Here is a 19,261-nt window from a genome sequence, read left to right on the forward strand (position 1 = left end):
AACCCTCAGCGGTGAACTACGCCAGGCAGTACGCAGAGCATTTCGTACAGCAGATTGGCGGCCAGCAGCGAGGTGTTGCCGGTGGTGTCGTAAGCGGGCGAGACTTCTACCAGATCGCAACCGATCAGGTCGAGGCCTTGGCAGCCGCGAATGATCTCAATCGCCTGAATGGTCGTCAGACCGCCGATTTCCGGGGTGCCGGTACCAGGCGCCCAGGCCGGGTCGATACCGTCGATGTCGAAGCTCAGGTACACCGGACCGCCACCGACTTTCTCGCGCACTTCGGCCATCAGCGGTGCCAGCGATTTGTGCCAGCATTCTTCGGCTTGAACGACGCGGAAGCCCTGGTCGCGGCTCCAGTTGAAGTCATCGGCCGTGTAACCCTGGGCACGCAAACCGATCTGCACCACGCGGTCGCAATCGAGCAGCCCTTCTTCGACGGCACGACGGAACGTGGTGCCGTGGGCAATCTTCTCGCCGAACATGTGATCGTTGACGTCAGCGTGCGCATCGATGTGGACCAGGCCAACCTTGCCGTGCTTTTTGTGAATCGCGCGCAGGATCGGCAGGGTGATGGTGTGGTCGCCACCCAGGGTCATCGGGATGACGTTGTGCTCGAGGATATTGTCGTAGGCTTCTTCGATGATGCGCACGGCGTCGAGCAGGTTGAAGGTGTTGATCGCCACGTCACCGATGTCGGCAACCGACAGCGAGTCGAACGGCGCAGCGCCGGTGGCCATGTTGTACGGGCGGATCATTACCGATTCGGTGCGGATGTCGCGCGGCCCGAAACGAGTGCCGGGGCGCAGTGAAGTACCGATGTCCAGCGGCACGCCAACGAAGGCAGCGTCGAGGCCGGCAGCGGTCGGTAAGTGGGGAAGTCGGAGCATGGTGGCGATGCCGCCGAAGCGCGGCATTTCGTTGCCGCCCAGTGGTTGGTGAAGAATCTTGTCCACGGGTAAGGCCTCATCGTCTTTGTTTTATTTATGCCGGCGCGCCGTTGAGCACAGGTTCGGACGCCGCTGTGGGGCCGATGATGCGAAATGTAGTGGCGGGGAAGAATCGCTACGGGCAAAAACTTAGTTCAGATTTTTCTAAACTAATGCCAAGGCCCGAGATAGACTCGTTGACATCAATGAACCCCTGTAGGAGCTGCCGAAGGCTGCGATCTTTTGATCTTGACCCTAAAAACAAAGATCAAAAGAACGCAGCCTTCGGCAGCTCCTACATTGGATGATGTGTGGACTCCTTATGGCCAACGCTTTACCCGACCTGAAACTGTTGCGCATCTTCGTCAGCGTGGTGCGGCATCAGGGTTTTGCCAATGCGCAGCAGGAACTCAACCTGTCGACCTCGGCGATCAGCACCTACATGAGCCAGCTTGAAGCGGCGCTCGGTCTGGTGCTGTGCCATCGCGGGCGTGGCGGGTTCAGCCTGACCAGCAAGGGCGAGCTGTTCCATCAGGAAACCCTGCGTCTGCTCGCTGAGCTTGAAGGATTCGAGCAATACGCCGCCGCGCTCAAGGGCGAGTTGCGCGGCACGCTCAATTTGGGCGTGATCGATTCGACGGTCAGCGACAAGGCCCTGCCATTCGCCGAGGCCATCGGCGCGTATAGCCAGGAACACCCGGCGGTGCATTTGCATTTGTCGGTGATGAGCCCGTACGAATTGCAACTCGGCGTGCAGGACAACCGTCTCGATCTGGCCATCGGCGCGTTTTCCACGCGCATGAGCGGTCTGGTGTACATGCCGCTGTACCGCGAACAGCACTGGCTGTATTGCAGCAGTCGCCATCCGCTGTTCAACGAGCGACGGATCCCCGAGCAGGTCATCACCCAGCAACGCATGGTCGGGCGCGGTTACTGGAGCCAGGCGGAACTGGCCCGGCATGGGTTCAAGCACAGCGCCGCGACGGTCGAGAGCATGGAGGCGCAGCTGATTCTGGTGCTCTCCGGCGCTTACATCGGTTATCTGCCGGAACACTACGCACAGGCCTGGGCCGACAAGGGCGATCTGCGCGTCCTGCTGCCGGCAACCTTCGGTTATCAGGCGCCGTTTTCGATGATCATGCGTCGTGGCCGCAGCCGCGAGCCGCTGATCCAGACCTTTCGCGATCTGCTCAAAGCGCAATTGAATCAGGCGTAACCCATCATGTCCCGACCCCAATGCCCGCGCTGCCTGCGCCCCCAGACACATTGCCTGTGCGCGCTGATTCCGCGCCTCGACAGCCGCACCCGAGTGTTGCTGTTGCAGCATCCGAGCGAGGTCAATCATGCGCTTAATACTGCGCGACTGGCCGCGCTGGGTCTGAGCAATGCCGAGCTGATCGTTGGCGAGGTATTTGAGGATTTGTCGGCGCTGTTGAACCGGCCGGGGTATCAGGCGCGGTTGTTGTTCCCGGCTGAGGATGCGCAGCCTTTGCAGGCTTACAGTGACTCCGATGAGCCGTTATTGCTGGTGGTGCCGGATGGCACGTGGCGCAAGGCGCGCAAAATGTTGCACCTCAATCCGCTGTTGGCGGCATTGCCACGGGTGACATTGGCTGAGGGCGGCGTGTCGCGTTATCGATTGCGCAAGGCTCCGGGGCCGGGGGCGTTGTCGACGATTGAGGCGATTGTGCAGGCGCTCGAAACCCTCGAAGCGCCATACACGTTTGCTCCGTTACTGAAGCCGGAGCGCTGATCGAAGGACAGATTGCGGCGATGGGGGAGGAGACCTTTCAGCGTAATCATGCTGAAAAATAGCCGTTGTTGTAGCTGGCCCCATCGCTGGCAAGCCAGCTCCCACAGGTTCTGAGGTGTCCACAGGTTTTGTGGTCGACACGGACTCTGTGGGAGCTGGCTTGCCAGCGATAGGGCCAGTCAAATCACCACAAAATCCAGAGGTGACTAGCGTTCGCGCATCGCCTCGGTCCGCGCTTTCAGCACCGGTTTGAGCAGGTAATCCAGCACACTTTTTTCACCGGTAATAATGTCCACCGTCGCCACCATTCCCGGAATGATCAGCAGTGGTTTCACATCGCCGCCCAGGTGGTTTTTATCGGTGCGCACCTGAATCAGGTAGAAGCTGTTGCCCTTATCATCGGTAATCGTGTCGGCGCCGATCAACTCGAGCTTGGCGCTCAGCCCGCCATAAATCGTGTAGTCGTAAGCGCTGAACTTGACCATCGCCTTCTGGCCCGGATGCAGGAACGCGACATCTTGCGGGCGGACCTTGGCTTCGATCAGCAGGTTATCTTCCAATGGCACAATTTCGACCATGTCGCTGCCCGGCTGGACTACGCCGCCAATGGTGTTGACCTTCATTTGCTTGATCACCCCGCGCACCGGTGACGTCACCGTGGTGCGGCTGACGCGGTCGTCGATGGCGATGCTCGACGCGGTGATTTTCGACAGGTCGGTGCGTTTCTCATTCAGCTCTTTAGCCGCTTCCGAGCGGAAGGTTTGCTCGGATTCGTCGATCTTGCTGCGAATCTCGGCAATGGCCGATTCGGCGCGGGGAATCGCCAGTGTCGTCGCATTCAGCGAGCCGCGAATCTCCACCGCACTGCGTCTGAGCCGGAGGATTTCCACCGGCGAGACGGCGCCGGTTTTCACCAATGGCTCGGACATGTTCATCTCTTGTTGCAGCAATGCCAGGCTGGAACTGAACTGGCCCTGCTTGGAACGAAACTCCGCCAGCTCCTGGGTTTTCTGCCGCAGCTGTTCGCTCAGTGTGCGCTGCTCGCTGGCGAGCCGGCGCTGGCGCTGTTCGTACAGCGAGCGCTCGTCTTCGGCGACTTGCGGCGCCTTGGCGGTCACTTCAGCGGAAAGCTTGAACGGCCGACCTTCGGCCTCCGCCGACAGACGCTCGACTTGCGCGGTCAGCGCATAGCGATCAGCTTCGCTTTCACCCTTGTTCGAGCGAAACCGCGTGTCATCCAGGCGCAGCAACGTGTCGCCCTTGTTGACCATTTGCCCTTCGCGAACGAAAAGCTCAGTGACGATTCCGCCCTCAAGGTTCTGGATCACCTGAACCTTGCTCGACGGAATCGCCTTGCCTTCGCCCATGGTTACTTCTTCGAGCACGGCAAACTTGGCCCAGACCAGCGCTGCGATCAGCAGCGCCGCTGCCAGCCACACGGTAATTCGTGATTTGCGCGGCGAATCCTGCAGCGAAGCGCCGGCGGTTTCCGGCATGAACTCGGCCTCGGCGCTTTTGCCGAAACTGTCGAAATAGCCGCGAGGCTTGTGTTGCGAAGAAGCGGACATGGGGTGATACCCCTCAATTAAGAAACATCAAACTGGGTGGCAAATCAGTGTCCCAACTATCGTGGCCAGAGAGTTTCCCCGCAGCCAGACAACTTTCCTGTGGCGAGGGGATTTATCCCCGATGGGTTGCGCAGCAGCCCCAAAAATTTTATGAGCGCTGCGCACCCATCGGGGATAAATCCCCTCGCCACAGGTTTTGTGCGTGCCATCAATAATCTCTGTGCATTCATACTGCCGCCGAGCCGACACGGCCCTTGCGCAGTGCATCGATGACCGCTTCTTTCGGTCCGTCAGCGACGACCCGGCCGTTGTCCAGCACCAGCAAGCGGTCTACCAGGCTGAGCATCGAGGTGCGGTGAGTGACCAGCAGCAAGGTTTTGCCTTGGACCCAGCCATGCAGCTTCTGGCGCAGCGCATCTTCGCTGCTGTTGTCCATGGCGCTGGTGGGTTCGTCGAGCAGCATGATCGGCGGATCGAGCAACAGCGATCGCGCGAGCAACACGGCCTGACGCTGGCCACCGGAAAGCAGTTGCCCGCGTTCCCCGACCGGCCGATCAAACCCCTGCGGATGCTGGCGGGCGAGTTCGGTCACGCCGGTCAACTCTGCCACTTCGAGCATGCGCGCATCGCTGATGTAACGGGCGCCGAGGGTCAGGTTGTCGCGCAGGCTGCCGGCGAGCAATGGCAGATCATGGGCGACGTAACCGATTTGCTGGCGCAGGTCAGCGACGTCCAGTTGCCGCAGGTCGAGACCGTCGAGCAACAGCTGGCCTTCCTCGGGTTCGTAGAAGCCCATGAGCAAGCGTGCCAAGGTACTTTTCCCGGAACCGCTGCGGCCGATGATGCCCACGCGTTCGCCGGGCGTCAGGCTGAAACTGACGTTACTCAGCGCCGGTGCACTCTGGCCGTTGTAGTGAAAGGTCACGCCATTGACGTCCAGCGCACCTTGCAGTTGTGTGCGCTCCAGCGGGCGCTGTTTGCCGTCGCGCTCTTGCGGCAGGGCCATCAGCGCATCAGTGCTTTTCATCGTCAGTTGCGCCTGCTGATAGCGGGTGATCAGCCCGGCAATCTGCCCCAACGGTGCCAGCACGCGACTGCCGAGCATGTAGGTGGCAACCAGTGCACCGACGCTGAGATTGCCGGCGATGATGCTGTAGACCCCGGCGACAATTGTCGCCATCCCGGAAAACTGCTGAATGAACAACGTGCCGTTGGTGGCCAGCGCCGAGAGGTTGCGCGCGTGGCTGTCGAGGCGGGCGAGGGCGCCGTGGGTGCTTTCCCATTTGTGTTGGCGCTCGCTTTCGGCGCTGCATGCCTTGAGTGTTTCCAGACCGCCGAGGGTTTCGATCAGCACCGCCTGACGTTCGGCACCCAGGCTCAGGCTTTTTTGCACGGTGTCACGCAGGCGCACCTGGATGATCATGGCGAAGATGATCGTGATCGGAAACGCCAGCAGCGGAATCACCACCAGCCAGCCGCCGAGCAAGCCAATCACCGCCAGCATCAACACGACGAACGGCAGATCAATCAGGCTGGTCAGGGTCACGGCGGTGAGAAATTCACGCAGCCCCTGAAAGTCATGAATGCTTTGCGCGAAACCACCGATGGTCGCGGGCCGCGCCTTCATCGACATGCCGGTGATGCGCTCGAATAAAGTCGCGGAAAGGATCACATCGGTTTTCTTCCCGGCGGTGTCGAGCAAGTGCGCGCGCACCACGCGCAGCACCAGTTCGAACCCGGTGCCGATCAGCAAGCCAATCGACAGCACCCACAGGGTCGAAGTCGCCTGATTCGGCACCACGCGGTCGTAGGTCTGCATGACGAACAGCGGCACCATCAGGCCCAGCAGGTTGATCAGGAAACTGGCGAGAATCGCGTCGCTGTACAGCCATTTCGACAGCTTCAAGGTGTCGCGAAACCACGCATGCACCCGTGGCACCAGCGGCGAACGCAGGTCTTCAAGTTCATGGCGCGGGCGGGCGAACAGGGCTTGGCCGCTGTAATGTTCGTTGAGTTCTGCAAGGCTGACCCATTGCTCGCCGCCCTCGGCTTCGCTGGGCAGGATCAGCGCTTTGCCGTCCTCGCTCAAGCGCCGCAGCACAGCCGTGCGGCCATCATTGAGCAGCAGCAGAATCGGCAGATTGAGCGCCGAAATGTCTTTCAGCTCACGGCGCAGAATTCGCGCCTGCAACCCGGCCCGCGCGGCGGCACGGGGCAGCAGATCGAGGCTCAGGCGTTGTTTGTTGAGCGGCAACCCCGCGCTCAGGCTGGCACGACTGACCGTCGCGCCATGGAGTTTGCAGAGAATCAACAGACCGTCGAGTAACGGATCATCGAAGCTCAGGCGCGGATCGACCCCGGTGGCGCCGGGTTCCATGCTGGTCATATTGAACGCCTCTGGTGAACGGTGATACGCGATGAACACAGCCCCTGTAGGCGCTGGCGAAGGCTGCGATCTTTCGATCGTTGCCATGCTCTGCGTGGGAACGCCTCTAAGGACGCTCTATGTCCAGTGACGCGGAGCGTCACGGGCTGCATTCCCACGCGGAGCGTGGGAACGATCATCAAGATCAAGAGATCGCAGCCCTTCGGCAGCTCCTACACAGAGTTATTTCAGCTCGGGCAGGCGCGCTTCGTTTTTGATTTCGGTCGCGGCAATCGCATCAGCCGGCAGCACCACCCGTTGTTTGCTCAGCAACTGGCCCATATTCGCCAGCACCCGGTACATCGAGTATTCCTCGGTGTAGCGGATTTCGGTGTAGCGACGGTTGGCGTTGTACAGCTCGTTTTCACTGTCGAGCAGGTCGAGCAGGGTGCGTTGACCAAGGCCGAACTGATCCTGATAGGCCGCGCGGACGCGCTTGGTGGTTTCGGCATATTCGCGGGCGGTTGGCGTCTGCTTCTTCGCGTTTTCCATGGCGTTCCAGGCCAGACGAATATTCTCGTTGAGCTGACGCAGGGCGTTGTTGCGGATGTCCATGGCCTGATTGATATCGTGGGCGTTCGCCGCCAGACGCGCCTTGTCACTGCCGCCACGGAACAGGTTGTAGTTCATCACCACGCCCACGCGCCATTCGTTGTCGTGGCCTTCGTCACCCTGCACGTTGTTGTTCGCGCCCACCGCCGCTTCTGCATCGAAGCGTGGATAGAACGGCGACTTGGCCACTTCATACTGGCTTTCGGCGGACTGCACGTCGGCCTGCGCCGATTTCAGATACGGGTTGTTATCGACCATGCTCTGCTGCGCTTCACGCAGATCAGGCGGCAGCTCACCGCGCGTCGACGCCGGGGTTTCCAGCTCATCGGGCATGCGCCCGACCACGCTGTAGAAATTCGATTCGGCATCGGCCAGATCGACTTCGGCGGTGTCGAGGTTGTTTTGCGCCAGCGCGCGACGGGCGACCGACTGGTCGGAGTCCGCCGTGCTGCCGATGCCGCGCTCGGTGCGCAGACCGATCTGATCGTTGACCCGCAGGTGCGCCTGCAGGTTGTTCTTCGCCAGCGTCACCAGCTCACGACGCTTGAGCACTTCGAGATAGACCTCGATGGTGCGCAGGGCCAGGTCCTGCGCGGTGCCTTGCGCGTAATAGGCGCGCGAGTTGGAAACGCCCTTGGTGCGCTCGACCTCGTTGGCGGTGTTGAAACCGTCGAAAATCATCTGCCGCAGGCGCAACTCGGATTGGGTGTAAGTAAGAATTTCGGTGTTGTGATTGCCGAAGGCGCGGGTGTTGGTGTTGTCGCTGTAGCCGCGACCGTAGGCGGCGTTCAAATCGACGGACGGATAGAAGCCACCCTTGGCGACTTTGACCTGTTCATCGGCCGACAGCCGAGCATCCACGCGCGAAGCCAGTTCCGGGTGGGTTGCGATGGTGCTTTGAATCGCCTCGGTGAGGTTCATCGCCTGGGCTTGGGAAGTGCAAGCCATGGCCAGCAAAACCGCGCTGCAGAGGGGGGTTAAAACGCGCATGGGTGCATCTCCCTGGATCTCAATGTTGTGTTACTGTCGCCAAATATTTGACGTAAAATTAGGGTGTAAGCGTTTCACTCTTGTAACAACAGAGCTAAGAACATCCTAGAGCCTAGCTAAGAAAAAATTTTCATAAGGCTTATTCCAAAAAAAACTTATGCGGTTTTTCAAAAGCAGCACATTGTTCAGCTCGAAAGCCTTTGTTTTATGCGCTTTAGGGAGCTCGGAAAGGCTTGAGGAAAGTTCCATTCACTTTGCGAGACACGGCGAAGTACTGCTGAAGGGGAGGGACGCGTAGCGGCGAATGAGCGACATTTTTTTGTCACTCGGGTGATTCACCACCGTTACGTAGCGCGAGTGGGTCGATGCGCTGAACAGGGTTGGCAAGTGCTTGATGGCGCTGACAATTCTTATCAGACGAGACCTGTGAAGCGAACTGTCGAAGGTGCGAGCGTCACTTCCGACAACCCGATTGAGCCATGGGCTGCTTCGCGAACCAGTGCCGACGGTGGTCGGCAGCGGGGGATTTCACATGGCAACGCTCATCGGTACGGTCACGAAAGTCATTGGTCAGGTGTTCGCTCAGGCGGGCGACGGCATCAAGCGTCCGTTGTTCGAGGGCGATCGCCTGTATGCGGGCGATCAACTGATCACTGGCGCAGAAGGCGCGGTGGCGGTGAAGCTGCAGAACGGCCAGGAGTTGACCCTTGGTCGCGGCAGCAGCATGACCATGACTGGGCAGTTGCTTGCCGATCAGGCTGTCCCCGTGAACGTGGCGGAAGCGCAGACTCCGAGCCAGGCGCAACTGACCGACGTCGAGCAGATCCAGAAGGCAATCGCTGCCGGTGAAGACCCGAGCAAAACCGCCGAAGCCACCGCCGCAGGTCCCAACGCGCCTACCGGCAATACCGGTGAACTGGGCGGCGGACACAGCTTCGTTCTGCTGACAGAAGTCGGCGGCCAAGTCGATCCGATCATTGGTTTCCCCACTGCTGGCTTCAACGGCATTCCCGAATTTCCCGAGTATCGCCGCGACGCGGACATCGACGATGGCGACGATGGCGACGATACGCCGGCGCCTGTCGTGGTAGCACCGCCACCGGTGAACAATCCGGTCATCCTCAATGGCCTTGACGCGGCGGGCGGCGAGCTGAATCTCAATGAAGCCAATTTGCCTGACGGCACCGCAGCCAACCCGGGCGCACTGACCCAGAACGGCAGCTTCAGCGTTACTGCGGCGGACGGGCTGAGCAGCCTGAGCATCGGCGGCATCAATGTGATTGTCGGCGGCGTGCCCATCGGATTCCCGCAATCGATTACCACGCAACTCGGCAACACCCTGACCATCACCGGTTACAACCCGGCGACGGGCACCATCACTTACAGCTACACCCTCAACGGCAATGAAACCCACGCGGCCGGCGATGGCGTAAACAATCTCAGCGAACAGTTCACCGTGATCGCCACCGACAGCAATGGCGACAGCGCCACTGGCACGCTGGACGTGAATATCACCGACGATGTGCCCAAAGCCTTTGACGACGCTAACGGCACAGCCTCGGAAACCTTGCTCACCCTGACCGGCAACGTCCTTACCAACGACATCCAGGGCGCCGACCGCGTGCCAACCGGTCCGGTAACCCCCGGCACGTTCACCGGCACTTACGGAACCTTGGTTCTGAACGCCAACGGCACTTACACCTACACCCTGAACACCAGCGACGCGGATTTCAAAGCGTTGACCGGTGGCGGCAACGGCACTGAAACGTTCGCCTACACCATCACCGATGCCGATGGCGATACCAGCACCGCCAATCTCGTTCTGCAGATCCACAACAACGACGATCCGGTCATTATCGACGGCCTGAACGTTGCGGGCGGCGAGCTGACGGTTTACGAACAAAACCTCAGCGACGGCAGCGCCCCGGATGCGACCGCGCTGACGCAGAGCGGCACGTTCACCATCACCGCGCTGGACGGCGTGACTACGCTGACCGTCGGCGGAATCGCTGTGGTCAGCAATGGCGTCGCGGCAGGTTTCCCGCAATCGATCACCACGCCGCTCGGCAGCACGCTGACCATCACCGGGTTCAATGCCACCACGGGCGTGGTCAGTTACAGCTACACCCTGGCCGATAACGAAGCGCATCCAAACGCCAGCGGCGCGAACAATTTGCCTGAGCAATTCGCGGTCACGGTCGTTGATGACAACGGCACAACCGCCACCGGCACGCTCGATGTAAATATCGTCGACGACCTGCCGAAAGCCAACGATGACAGCAACGGCACAGCGTCAGAAACTCAACTGACCCTGACCGGCAACGTGCTCACCAACGACATCCAGGGCGCCGACCGCGTGCCAACCGGCCCGGTAACGCCCGGTACGTTCACCGGCACTTACGGCACGCTGGTTCTGAACGCCAACGGCACTTACACCTACACCCTCAATACCAACGACGCGGACTTCAAAAACCTGCACGGTGGCGGCAACGGCACTGAAACGTTCGCCTATACCATCACCGATGCCGATGGCGATACCAGCACCGCCAATCTGGTGTTGAACATCCATAACAATGACGACCCGGTCGTCCTTAACGGTCTGGACGTCAACGGCGGCGAACTCACCGTTTACGAGAAAAACCTCAGCGATGGCACCAGCCCGAATTCCTCGGCGCTGACCCAGAGCGGCACCTTCACCGTCAGCGCCCTCGATGGCTTGCAAACGCTCACCGTGGGCGGCATCAACGTCATCACTGGCGGTGTGGCCGCCGGATTCCCGCAGTCGATCGTCACGCCGCTGGGCAGCACATTGACCATCACCGGATACGACCCGGCGACCGGCGTGGTCAGCTACAGCTACACCCTGGTCGATAACGAAAGCCATCCAGTCGCCAACGGCGCTAACAGCCTCACCGAAAACTTCAACGTCGTCGCGACGGACACCGATGGCAGCACCGCCAGCGGCCAGATCAACGTCAACATCGTCGATGATCTGCCGACGGCGCATGCAGATGCCGCATCGGTGGCGGAGGGCGACACCGTCAGCGGCAACGTGCTGAACAACGACATCGGCGGTGCTGACGGCCCGGCGGTGACGGGTGCGGTGGTCGGCGTGCGTGCCGGGGCTGACACCTCCACTTCGGCAATCGGCGGACTCAACTCGCAGATCAACGGCACATACGGCTATCTGACCCTGGACGCCAACGGCAACGCGGTCTATCACAGCAATCCCAATGTCGTGAACGGGCCCGGCGCGGTGGATGTATTCACCTACACCGTGCGCGATGCCGACGGCGATGAAAGCACCACGACCATCACCATTGACGTCTACAACAGCTGCCTCAAAGCGGTCAATGACAGCGACGTCAGCGTCTACGAAAAAGCCCTCGATCTGAACAAGGATGGCGCCGATCTGGCGCCCGGTACTGTCATCGGCAGCGACCCGAGCAACCCCGGCGAAACCGCGTCCGGCACGTTGGTCGGCTCGGTCACCGGCGCGGTCGGTGCGATCAGCTATGCGCTGGTCGGCAGTGCCACCGGCAACTACGGGCAGATTGTCCTCAACGCCAACGGCACCTACACCTACACGCTGACGTCGCCGGCGACCACTACGCCGCATGCCGACAACGGCGCCAATACCCTGACGGAAACCTTCACCTATCAGGCCACCGATTCGCTGGGCAACGTTGTCACCAGCAACATCGTTGTCAGCATTGTCGATGATGTGCCACGGGCGCTGGACGACAGCAACGCCAACAACGCTGCGGAAAATCAACTGACGCTCACCGGCAACGTGCTGAGCAACGACGTGCAAGGCGCCGATGTCGTGGCGACCGGGCCGAATGCCGGGCCGATTACTGCCGGCACCTTCACTGGCACGTACGGCCAACTGGTGCTCAACGCCAACGGCACCTACACCTACACGCTGGACACCAACGACGCTGATTTCAAAAACCTGCATGGCGGCGGCAACGCTACCGAGACGTTCACTTACACACTGACTGATGCCGATGGCGACACCAGCACCGCCAACCTGGTGTTGAACGTGCACAACAACGACGATCCGGTGTGCCTCGACGGCCTCGATGCGAAGGGCGGCGAAATCACCGTTTATGAGAAAAACCTCGGCGACGGTACCAGCCCGAATTCTTCGGCGCTGACCCAAAGCGGCACCTTTACCGTCACCGCGCAGGATGGTCTGCAAACCCTCACCGTCGGCGGTATTGCGGTGATCAGCAATGGCGTGACTGCCGGTTTCCCGCAGTCGGTGGTTTCGCCGCTGGGCAGTACCTTCACCGTCACCGGTTACGACCCGGCCACCGGTGTCGTGAGTTACAGCTACACCCTGGTGGATAACGAAGCTCACCCGAGTGCCAACGGCGCCAACAGCCTCACCGAGAACTTCAGTGTGGTGGCCACAGACACTGACGGCAGCACTGCCAGCGGTCAGATCAACGTCAACATCGTCGATGATTTGCCGACCGCCAGGGCGGATGCCGCTTCGGTCGATGAGGGCGGCACCGTCAGCGGCAATGTCCTCAATAACGATATCGGCGGCGCTGACGGCCCGGCGATCTCTGGCGCAATCGTCGGCGTGCGAGCCGGCGCCGATACATCGACTTCAGCCATCGGCGGGTTGAACACCCAGATCAACGGCACCTACGGCTACCTGACGCTGGACGCCAACGGCAACGCCGTCTATCACAGCAATCCCAACGCGGTGAATGACCCAAGCGCAGTGGATGTGTTCACCTACACCGTGCGCGATTCCGACGGGGACGAGAGCACCACCACCATCACCATCGATGTGCATAACAGCTGCCTGACAGCTGCAAGCGACACTGACGTCACGGTTTACGAAAAAGCCCTGGACCTGAGCAAGGATGGCGCCGATCTCGCCCCCGGCACGGTCACCGGCAGCGAACCGGGGAACACCGGCGAAACCGCCAGCGGCACGCTGGTCGGCTCGGTCAGCGGTGGCAGCGGCGCGATCACTTACACGCTGGTCGGCAACGCCACCGGCAGCTACGGGCAACTGCAGCTCAATGCTGATGGCACCTACACCTACACGCTGACGTCGGCGCCGAAAACCGCGCCGAGCGCCAACGACGGGGCAAACACCCTGAGCGAAACGTTCACCTATCAAGCCACTGATGCGCTGGGCAACAGCACCACCAGCACGCTGGTGGTGAACATCGTCGACGACGTGCCGAAAGCTGTTGCCTCGGATCGGTCGGTGACGGCGGTAGAGATTGATTCCAACGTGCTCATCGTTCTCGACATCTCCGGCAGCATGGCCGATGCCTCCGGTGTGCCGGGCCTGTCGCGGCTGGCTCTGGCCAAGCAGGCGATCGGCGCCTTGCTCGACAAGTACGACGATCTGGGCGATGTCAAAGTGCAGTTGGTGACCTTCAGCAGCAACGCCGCCGACCGCACCACGGTGTGGGTCGATGTGGCGACTGCGAAGTCATTGCTCGCGGGGCTGAATGCCGGCGGCGGCACCAACTACGATGCGGCAGTGGCAGTGATGCAGAGCGCGTTCAACACCTCGGGCAAACTCACCGGGGCGCAGAACGTCGGCTACTTTTTCTCCGACGGCAAGCCCAACGAGGGCGACATCGGCACCGCCGACGAAGCCGCGCTGAAGAACTTCCTCGACGCCAACAACATCAAGAACTATGCGATCGGCCTGGGCAGTGGCGTGAGCAACGGCAACCTCGATCCGCTGGCCTATGACGGCATCAATCACACCAATACCAATGCGGTGGTGGTCACCGATCTCAACCAGCTGAACTCGGTGCTGTCCGGCACGGTACAGGGCGCACCGGTCACCGGCTCGCTGCTCGGCGACGGCGGTTCGTTCGGTGCCGATGGCGGTTTCATCAAATCCATCGTGATCGACGGCACCACTTACACCTACGATCCGAAAGCGCTCAGTGGTCAGGGCTCGCTGACCGCCAGCGGCGGCGCCAATCACGGCACCTTCAACACGGTGAACAACACCGTCAGCATCGCCACCAACAACAGCGGCACGTTAGTGGTCAACCTCGACACTGGCGAGTACAGCTACACGTCGCAGAAAACCACTGCGGTGGTCATCACCGAAAACGTCGGCTTCACTGTCAGCGACAACGACGGCGACCTCGCCAGCTCGACGCTGACGGTAAAAGTGATTCCCAACGCGCCGCCAGTGGCGATGGACGATCATGTCATCACCAATGTGCTGTCGGGCAACATCGTCGTGCCGGGTGAGTTGCTACTGGCCAATGACACCGATCCGAACGGCGATGCGCTCAACGCCACGCCCACCAGTTTCAACACCGGTTGGGTGTCGAAAGCGGCGGACTTCACAGGCTCCGGCGCAATCAACTTTACTGGCACCAACGTCAATACTGCGGCCAACCAGAACCTGGCCAATGTGCGCAGTGCGTTCTCTGCCACTGCGGCGACGACGACCGCTGTGCTGGTGATCAGTGGCTGGCTGGGCGCGGTGACCAACAGCAACGCCAATGACGAAGACCGCATCACCGTCAATCTGCGTCAGGGCGAAACCCTTAACCTCGACCGCAACCTGGGGGCGGGGCACGTCGCCATGGAGTATTCGCTCAACGGTGGCAGCTGGATCGCCCTCGCGGACGGCCAGACGCTTACAGCGACAAACGATGGCGTCTATCAGATCCACATCACCAACATCACCAACACCTCGGGGGGCGGCGCCAATGCTGCCGAAAGTTATCAACTGACGATGACCCTCAACTATGCCGGAGCCCACGACATCACTCCGGACTACTACGGCACCTACACCGCCAATGACAATCATGGCGGCAGCGACTCGGCAGGCGTGACCATCAGTTATCAGGACGGCCACACTTTGACCGGCACCGCAGGGGATGACGTGCTGGTGGCCGGCGCCGGCAACAACGTCATCAATGCCGGTGACGGCAACGACGTGCTCACCGCAGGCAATGGCAACAACGAACTGCACGGCGGCGCCGGCAACGATTTGCTCTACAGCGGCCTGGGCAATGACCTGCTCGACGGTGGTAGCGGCCTCGACACCGCCAGCTATGCCCACGCGACCGCCGGGGTCACGGTCAACCTCAGCCTGCTCACCGGGCAAAACACCCTCGGTGCCGGGACGGATACCCTGACCGGAATCGAAAACCTCATCGGTTCGAACTTCAACGACTCGTTGACCGGCGACGGCAATAACAACGTGATCAACGGCGGCCTCGGCAACGACTTCCTCAACGGCGGCGCTGGCGATGACCTGTTGATCGGCGGCATGGGCAACAACACCCTGACCGGCGGCGCAGGGGCGGACACCTTCGAGTGGCTCAAGGGCAACAGCGGCCACGACCTGATAACCGACTTCAACCCCGGCATCGACAAACTCGACCTGTCGCAACTGCTGCAAGGCGAAAACGGCACTCCCTCGTCGCTGGACGATTACCTGCACTTCACCGTCAGCGGCAGCGGCGCATCGGTGATGACCAGCATCGACGTCAGCGCCATGGCCGGCGCGGCGCCAAACCAGACCATCGACCTGGCCGGCGTCAACCTCGCCAGCCACTATGGCGTCACTCCGGGCGCAGGCGGGATGATTGCCAGCGGCCACGACACAGCGACGATCATCAGCGGCATGCTGAATGATCATTCGTTGAAGGTGGATACGGTTTGATCTGAGGTCGGAAACGACAAAACCCGCCGTCCCGATTGATTCGAGGCGGCGGGTTTTTTCTGTCTGAACGCAGGCACTGTAGGAGCTGCCGAAGGCTGCGATCTTTTGACGTTGATTTAAACAAACACGCAACGTCAAAAGATCGCAGCCTGCGGCAGCTCCTACAGGGGATATGTTTCTGTCACGCCTGCCTGACTGCCGCCATTCACTCGAGGATGATCAACTGCGCGATCCCCAACAACGCGCTTAGGCCAATCGGCAGACTTCAAAGCCTCTGCACAAAGATATTGGCAATTTGGAAGTCGTTTCCGCCTTGGGCCCCGCCGTAGCCGCCCCGGTCTTCATGATTCACAATCTGGATTGTGTGAGTGCCGCTACTTTGCACTCTGAAAGTCGTCGTCTGCGGATAATACTGACTTGTCCTCGGGACGGTGAATGGGGGGAAAATGGGCACTCCGGAAGAAAATCTGGCGCTTATCACCGGCGGAAGGTTATCGGGTTGCGGACTAACATTCGCAACGCTATAGCCCAGCCGGTAAGTTCTCGCAGCACTGAATTGGAACGTTTGACTGAGTAACACGCCCGAATTTCCTCCTGCACCGTAAGTGTAATTCTCGTAATAACCGTAGACGAACCTGGCGGTACTTGAGGCGGGTCCGAACGCCCAGCGGCTCAAATCTCCGTCTGAGTCGCGCCAGGTATCCGGCAGAAAACTTAACGACAGCTCAGGTGAGCGGAGCTGGTTATTGACCAGATAGGTGACTTCAACCCGGCGACCGGCATTGGCGATGCAGACTGAACGGGGTATTGAAAAGGTCAAAGGAGTAACACTTGCTACGGTCTGGGGAAATGTGGAGTGGCTTTGTCCGGAACCTTGTAAGTGCACAATCACAGTTTGTCCCGCGGACATACCGCTATAAGCTGGCACCTGGATATCAATACCTGTGTCAGGGATGTCATCAACGTTTAGATTTTGCGACGGCAAATGCAACAGCTGGGGTGCGGTGAGTATCAAAGACTTGACCGCATACCTGCGAACAGGAAAAAGCACAGCTGTTGCCAATTCAGGCTTGTCACTCATGCTTGCCCAAAAGCTGATCGTCACCTCGCTACCATCCTTGAGCCCGCGTAACCATTGTAGATTCACGGGAACTTTAACCCCTGATGCGGATTCGAGTGGCTGGCCGTTCCACACCGTGTCCTGGACCGGTTTTCCGTCATTGCCTGTTCCACCGTAGCTTAGCCAGACCGGCTGCCTGACCCGTTGGCCGATCCAAGGATCGATGGTCAAGTTATCCGTTGCTCTTAATGACGTGATATCCAGTACTTGCCCGGTCTGGCCGGCAACCACTGGCATGGGAAACCGCACGTCCTCGTTTTCAATTTTCTTTATTTCGACGGTGAGAATTGGGGATTGGTCCACCTGCTGGCCACCTCGGTTCAAGTTCCAGCGTAACCGCACATCCGTGCGGCCGTGTCTGGCGGCGAGAAACGCTTGGGTCAGGAGTGTGTTGGTGCGTTGGTTGTTGTTGAATAACTTCAACTCAAAGGGTGGTTCCCCGGCAGGCGCGTTGACTTCAACTAACCGCGCCTTGTCCCCTTCTATCGCCCCGAGATGCTCGACCCGCACGACCACCCCGTCCTGAGAGATCATTACATCGATCGGACTGACTGCCGGTTTCACCAGGAAAGGTGCCAGTAGTTCGATTTTGGCAGCTGCGCCAAACTTCAATTCCAGCAATTGCGAGGTGACCTCGATTTCACCCGGATTGGTAATCGTGTTTTGAACCAGCAAAGGCTGGTTGGCGTAAGGTGAGATGTATCTGGCCGGGACTTTGAAGACCACCGGTTTGCTGGGCTCGGCGACGATCACCTGGAAGATGAAAAGCGCGCCTATGCCGTCCTTATCCGTGGTTTGCCAGCGCAATTCGACCTTGGCGCCAGCCTTCAGTGGCCAGTAAGCGGCCACATGCACCGTCGCCTCAGGTGTGTCGACCGGAAGTGTGTTGTCTATCAGCGGTTCCACGACTGGCAGACCCAGCGGTTGAGAGGTGCCGCGGATCCTCGCGTCAGCCTGTTTGGACGGCTGAATTTTCCCCGCCCTGGTCAGTGTGTAAGTGGCACTCAGTGAGCCGCCGATGAGGTTGCGTATCCACTCGTTGTCGATTTCAAAGCTGATTTCTCTCGCATCGACCAATAGCGTTTTACGAAAAGTGTGAGTAACCGCTTCACCTCCTTTCGCGTGGCCTTGCAAGGTGAGCTCTATCAGGTCGCTGCTGGTAAATTTGCCGCTGACTTCTACCTTCGCAAAACCCTCGAGGGCGTCATGATCGATGACGTCGTTAAAGTCCGCCTCTAAAAAGACAGGCGCGGCGAGCAAAATAACGCCGGGCTTGAACGGCAGTACAAGCGCATCGGACCAGCCGCTGGTATTTTCCACTCGATCAATTATTTCGTAACGCACCATCAAAGTGTTCGTCGATGCCAGCGTGGCCAGCATGTCGGGCGTCAGCTCGAAAACCACATCACCCGGCGCAGTGACTTCGGCTTCCAGCGTCAGCGAGCCAAACGCCAAGACCACGATGTCGCCGATGGATTGGTTGAAGTATTCCAGAACGGTCACATACAGGCCGTCACCTACCACCGTCTTGTCAATGAAACCTTCCGAGGACACGGGCAGCTTGAGTCCTTGGTTAAAGGGCATACCGCCATCGGTGTCTGCTTCGCCCGGGGCCGGGTATTTGTAGAAAAGTGCTACAGGAGGCGAGCTCTCAGTGGTATTGCCGCTGACACGCGTCACTTCATACCAGAATTTTTTGTTGTCTGTGCCAGATGCGTCGAATCGGGAGGCCATATCTGTGGCGGAGATGTAGAAGGGGATGTTTTTCGCCAATCCCTGGTCATCGAAATGCGCGTCGGTAACGGTGAATTTGGCTACCGGCGCGTTCGCCGTGTCGATAAACACTTCGATGGCATCCCCCTCGGCCATGTTCGTGTACGCGAGGATGTAGACCAACAGGCCATCGCGGTCGCCCTGAACCATGTGAATGTTGACGCCCAGCGCCCCGTCCTCCTGCAATTTGTAACCGATCGGCAGAGGCGGGGCGACGCCCAAAACACCGATACCAGGCTCGGGCGGGAACACCACGACTTGGGAAATGGCAGAGGCATCAGCATTGGTGATGGGGCTGTTCATGGCGACGTTCCTTTACAGAACCGCCCGGGAGGGCGTGGCATTGATGGAAAAATGATTAAAACGCCGACGATGGATGCTGCCTACTGTCATATCTGACAGGTGTAAGCGGTTTTCGGACGAGTGGTAGACTCAGTTCTATGCGAGTCTGATCGTTTCAAACTCGCGCG

Annotated in this window: 7 protein-coding genes and 1 pseudogene; 3 read left to right on the forward strand and 5 right to left on the reverse strand. The window is 59.9% G+C overall.

The annotated features are described in order from the left end of the window. Positions 1 to 5: 5 nt before the first annotated feature. A complete protein-coding gene (gene speB, locus EL257_RS07280; protein WP_064388313.1) occupies positions 6 to 956 on the reverse strand; it encodes an agmatinase in 951 nt (316 codons plus the stop codon). Between the two features lie 295 nt (positions 957 to 1,251). Between speB and EL257_RS07290 the strand changes: the two genes are divergently transcribed. Further along, positions 1,252 to 2,145 carry a LysR family transcriptional regulator gene (locus EL257_RS07290; protein WP_007956593.1) on the forward strand — a complete coding sequence of 298 codons (894 nt, stop codon included), beginning with the start codon at positions 1,252 to 1,254 and terminating at the stop codon, positions 2,143 to 2,145. A 6-nt stretch (positions 2,146 to 2,151) separates the two neighbouring features. After that, positions 2,152 to 2,744 (forward strand): annotated as a pseudogene (locus EL257_RS07295) (tRNA-uridine aminocarboxypropyltransferase). 144 nt (positions 2,745 to 2,888) lie between these two features. Here the strand turns inward: EL257_RS07295 and EL257_RS07300 are convergent. The 3 genes from EL257_RS07300 to EL257_RS07310 form a co-directional block, all read right to left on the reverse strand. Next, complete coding sequence (locus EL257_RS07300; protein WP_126361127.1) at positions 2,889 to 4,250, reverse strand: HlyD family type I secretion periplasmic adaptor subunit; 1,362 nt, start codon at positions 4,248 to 4,250, stop codon at positions 2,889 to 2,891. A 226-nt stretch (positions 4,251 to 4,476) separates the two neighbouring features. Then, positions 4,477 to 6,636, reverse strand: coding sequence for a type I secretion system permease/ATPase (locus EL257_RS07305; protein ID WP_126361129.1), 2,160 nt, complete (start codon positions 6,634 to 6,636; stop codon positions 4,477 to 4,479). A 222-nt stretch (positions 6,637 to 6,858) separates the two neighbouring features. After that, complete coding sequence (locus EL257_RS07310) at positions 6,859 to 8,217, reverse strand: TolC family outer membrane protein (RefSeq protein WP_126361131.1); 1,359 nt, start codon at positions 8,215 to 8,217, stop codon at positions 6,859 to 6,861. Between the two features lie 532 nt (positions 8,218 to 8,749). Between EL257_RS07310 and EL257_RS07315 the strand changes: the two genes are divergently transcribed. Continuing rightward, the gene (locus tag EL257_RS07315) at positions 8,750 to 15,898 is read left to right on the forward strand and encodes a retention module-containing protein (protein ID WP_126361133.1); all 7,149 of its coding nucleotides are present in this window, start codon (positions 8,750 to 8,752) and stop codon (positions 15,896 to 15,898) included. A gap of 265 nt (positions 15,899 to 16,163) precedes the next feature. Here the strand turns inward: EL257_RS07315 and EL257_RS07320 are convergent, their stop codons facing one another. After that, positions 16,164 to 19,094, reverse strand: coding sequence for a hypothetical protein (locus EL257_RS07320; RefSeq protein ID WP_126361135.1), 2,931 nt, complete (start codon positions 19,092 to 19,094; stop codon positions 16,164 to 16,166). Between the last annotated feature and the right edge of the window lie 167 nt (positions 19,095 to 19,261).

This window comes from Pseudomonas fluorescens, assembly GCF_900636825.1.
GTDB classification, from domain to species: Bacteria; Pseudomonadota; Gammaproteobacteria; order Pseudomonadales; family Pseudomonadaceae; genus Aquipseudomonas; species Aquipseudomonas fluorescens_BG.

Bases quoted from the DNA above. Each gene is read 5' to 3' on its own strand.
- EL257_RS07300 (WP_126361127.1), bottom strand. From the start codon at position 4,250: ATGTCCGCTTCTTCGCAACACAAGCCTCGCGGCTATTTCGACAGTTTC.
- EL257_RS07320 (WP_126361135.1), bottom strand. From the start codon at position 19,094: ATGAACAGCCCCATCACCAATGCTGATGCCTCTGCCATTTCCCAAGTC.
- EL257_RS07310 (WP_126361131.1), bottom strand. From the start codon at position 8,217: ATGCGCGTTTTAACCCCCCTCTGCAGCGCGGTTTTGCTGGCCATGGCT.
- EL257_RS07305 (WP_126361129.1), bottom strand. From the start codon at position 6,636: ATGACCAGCATGGAACCCGGCGCCACCGGGGTCGATCCGCGCCTGAGC.
- EL257_RS07290 (WP_007956593.1), top strand. From the start codon at position 1,252: ATGGCCAACGCTTTACCCGACCTGAAACTGTTGCGCATCTTCGTCAGC.
- EL257_RS07315 (WP_126361133.1), top strand. From the start codon at position 8,750: ATGGCAACGCTCATCGGTACGGTCACGAAAGTCATTGGTCAGGTGTTC.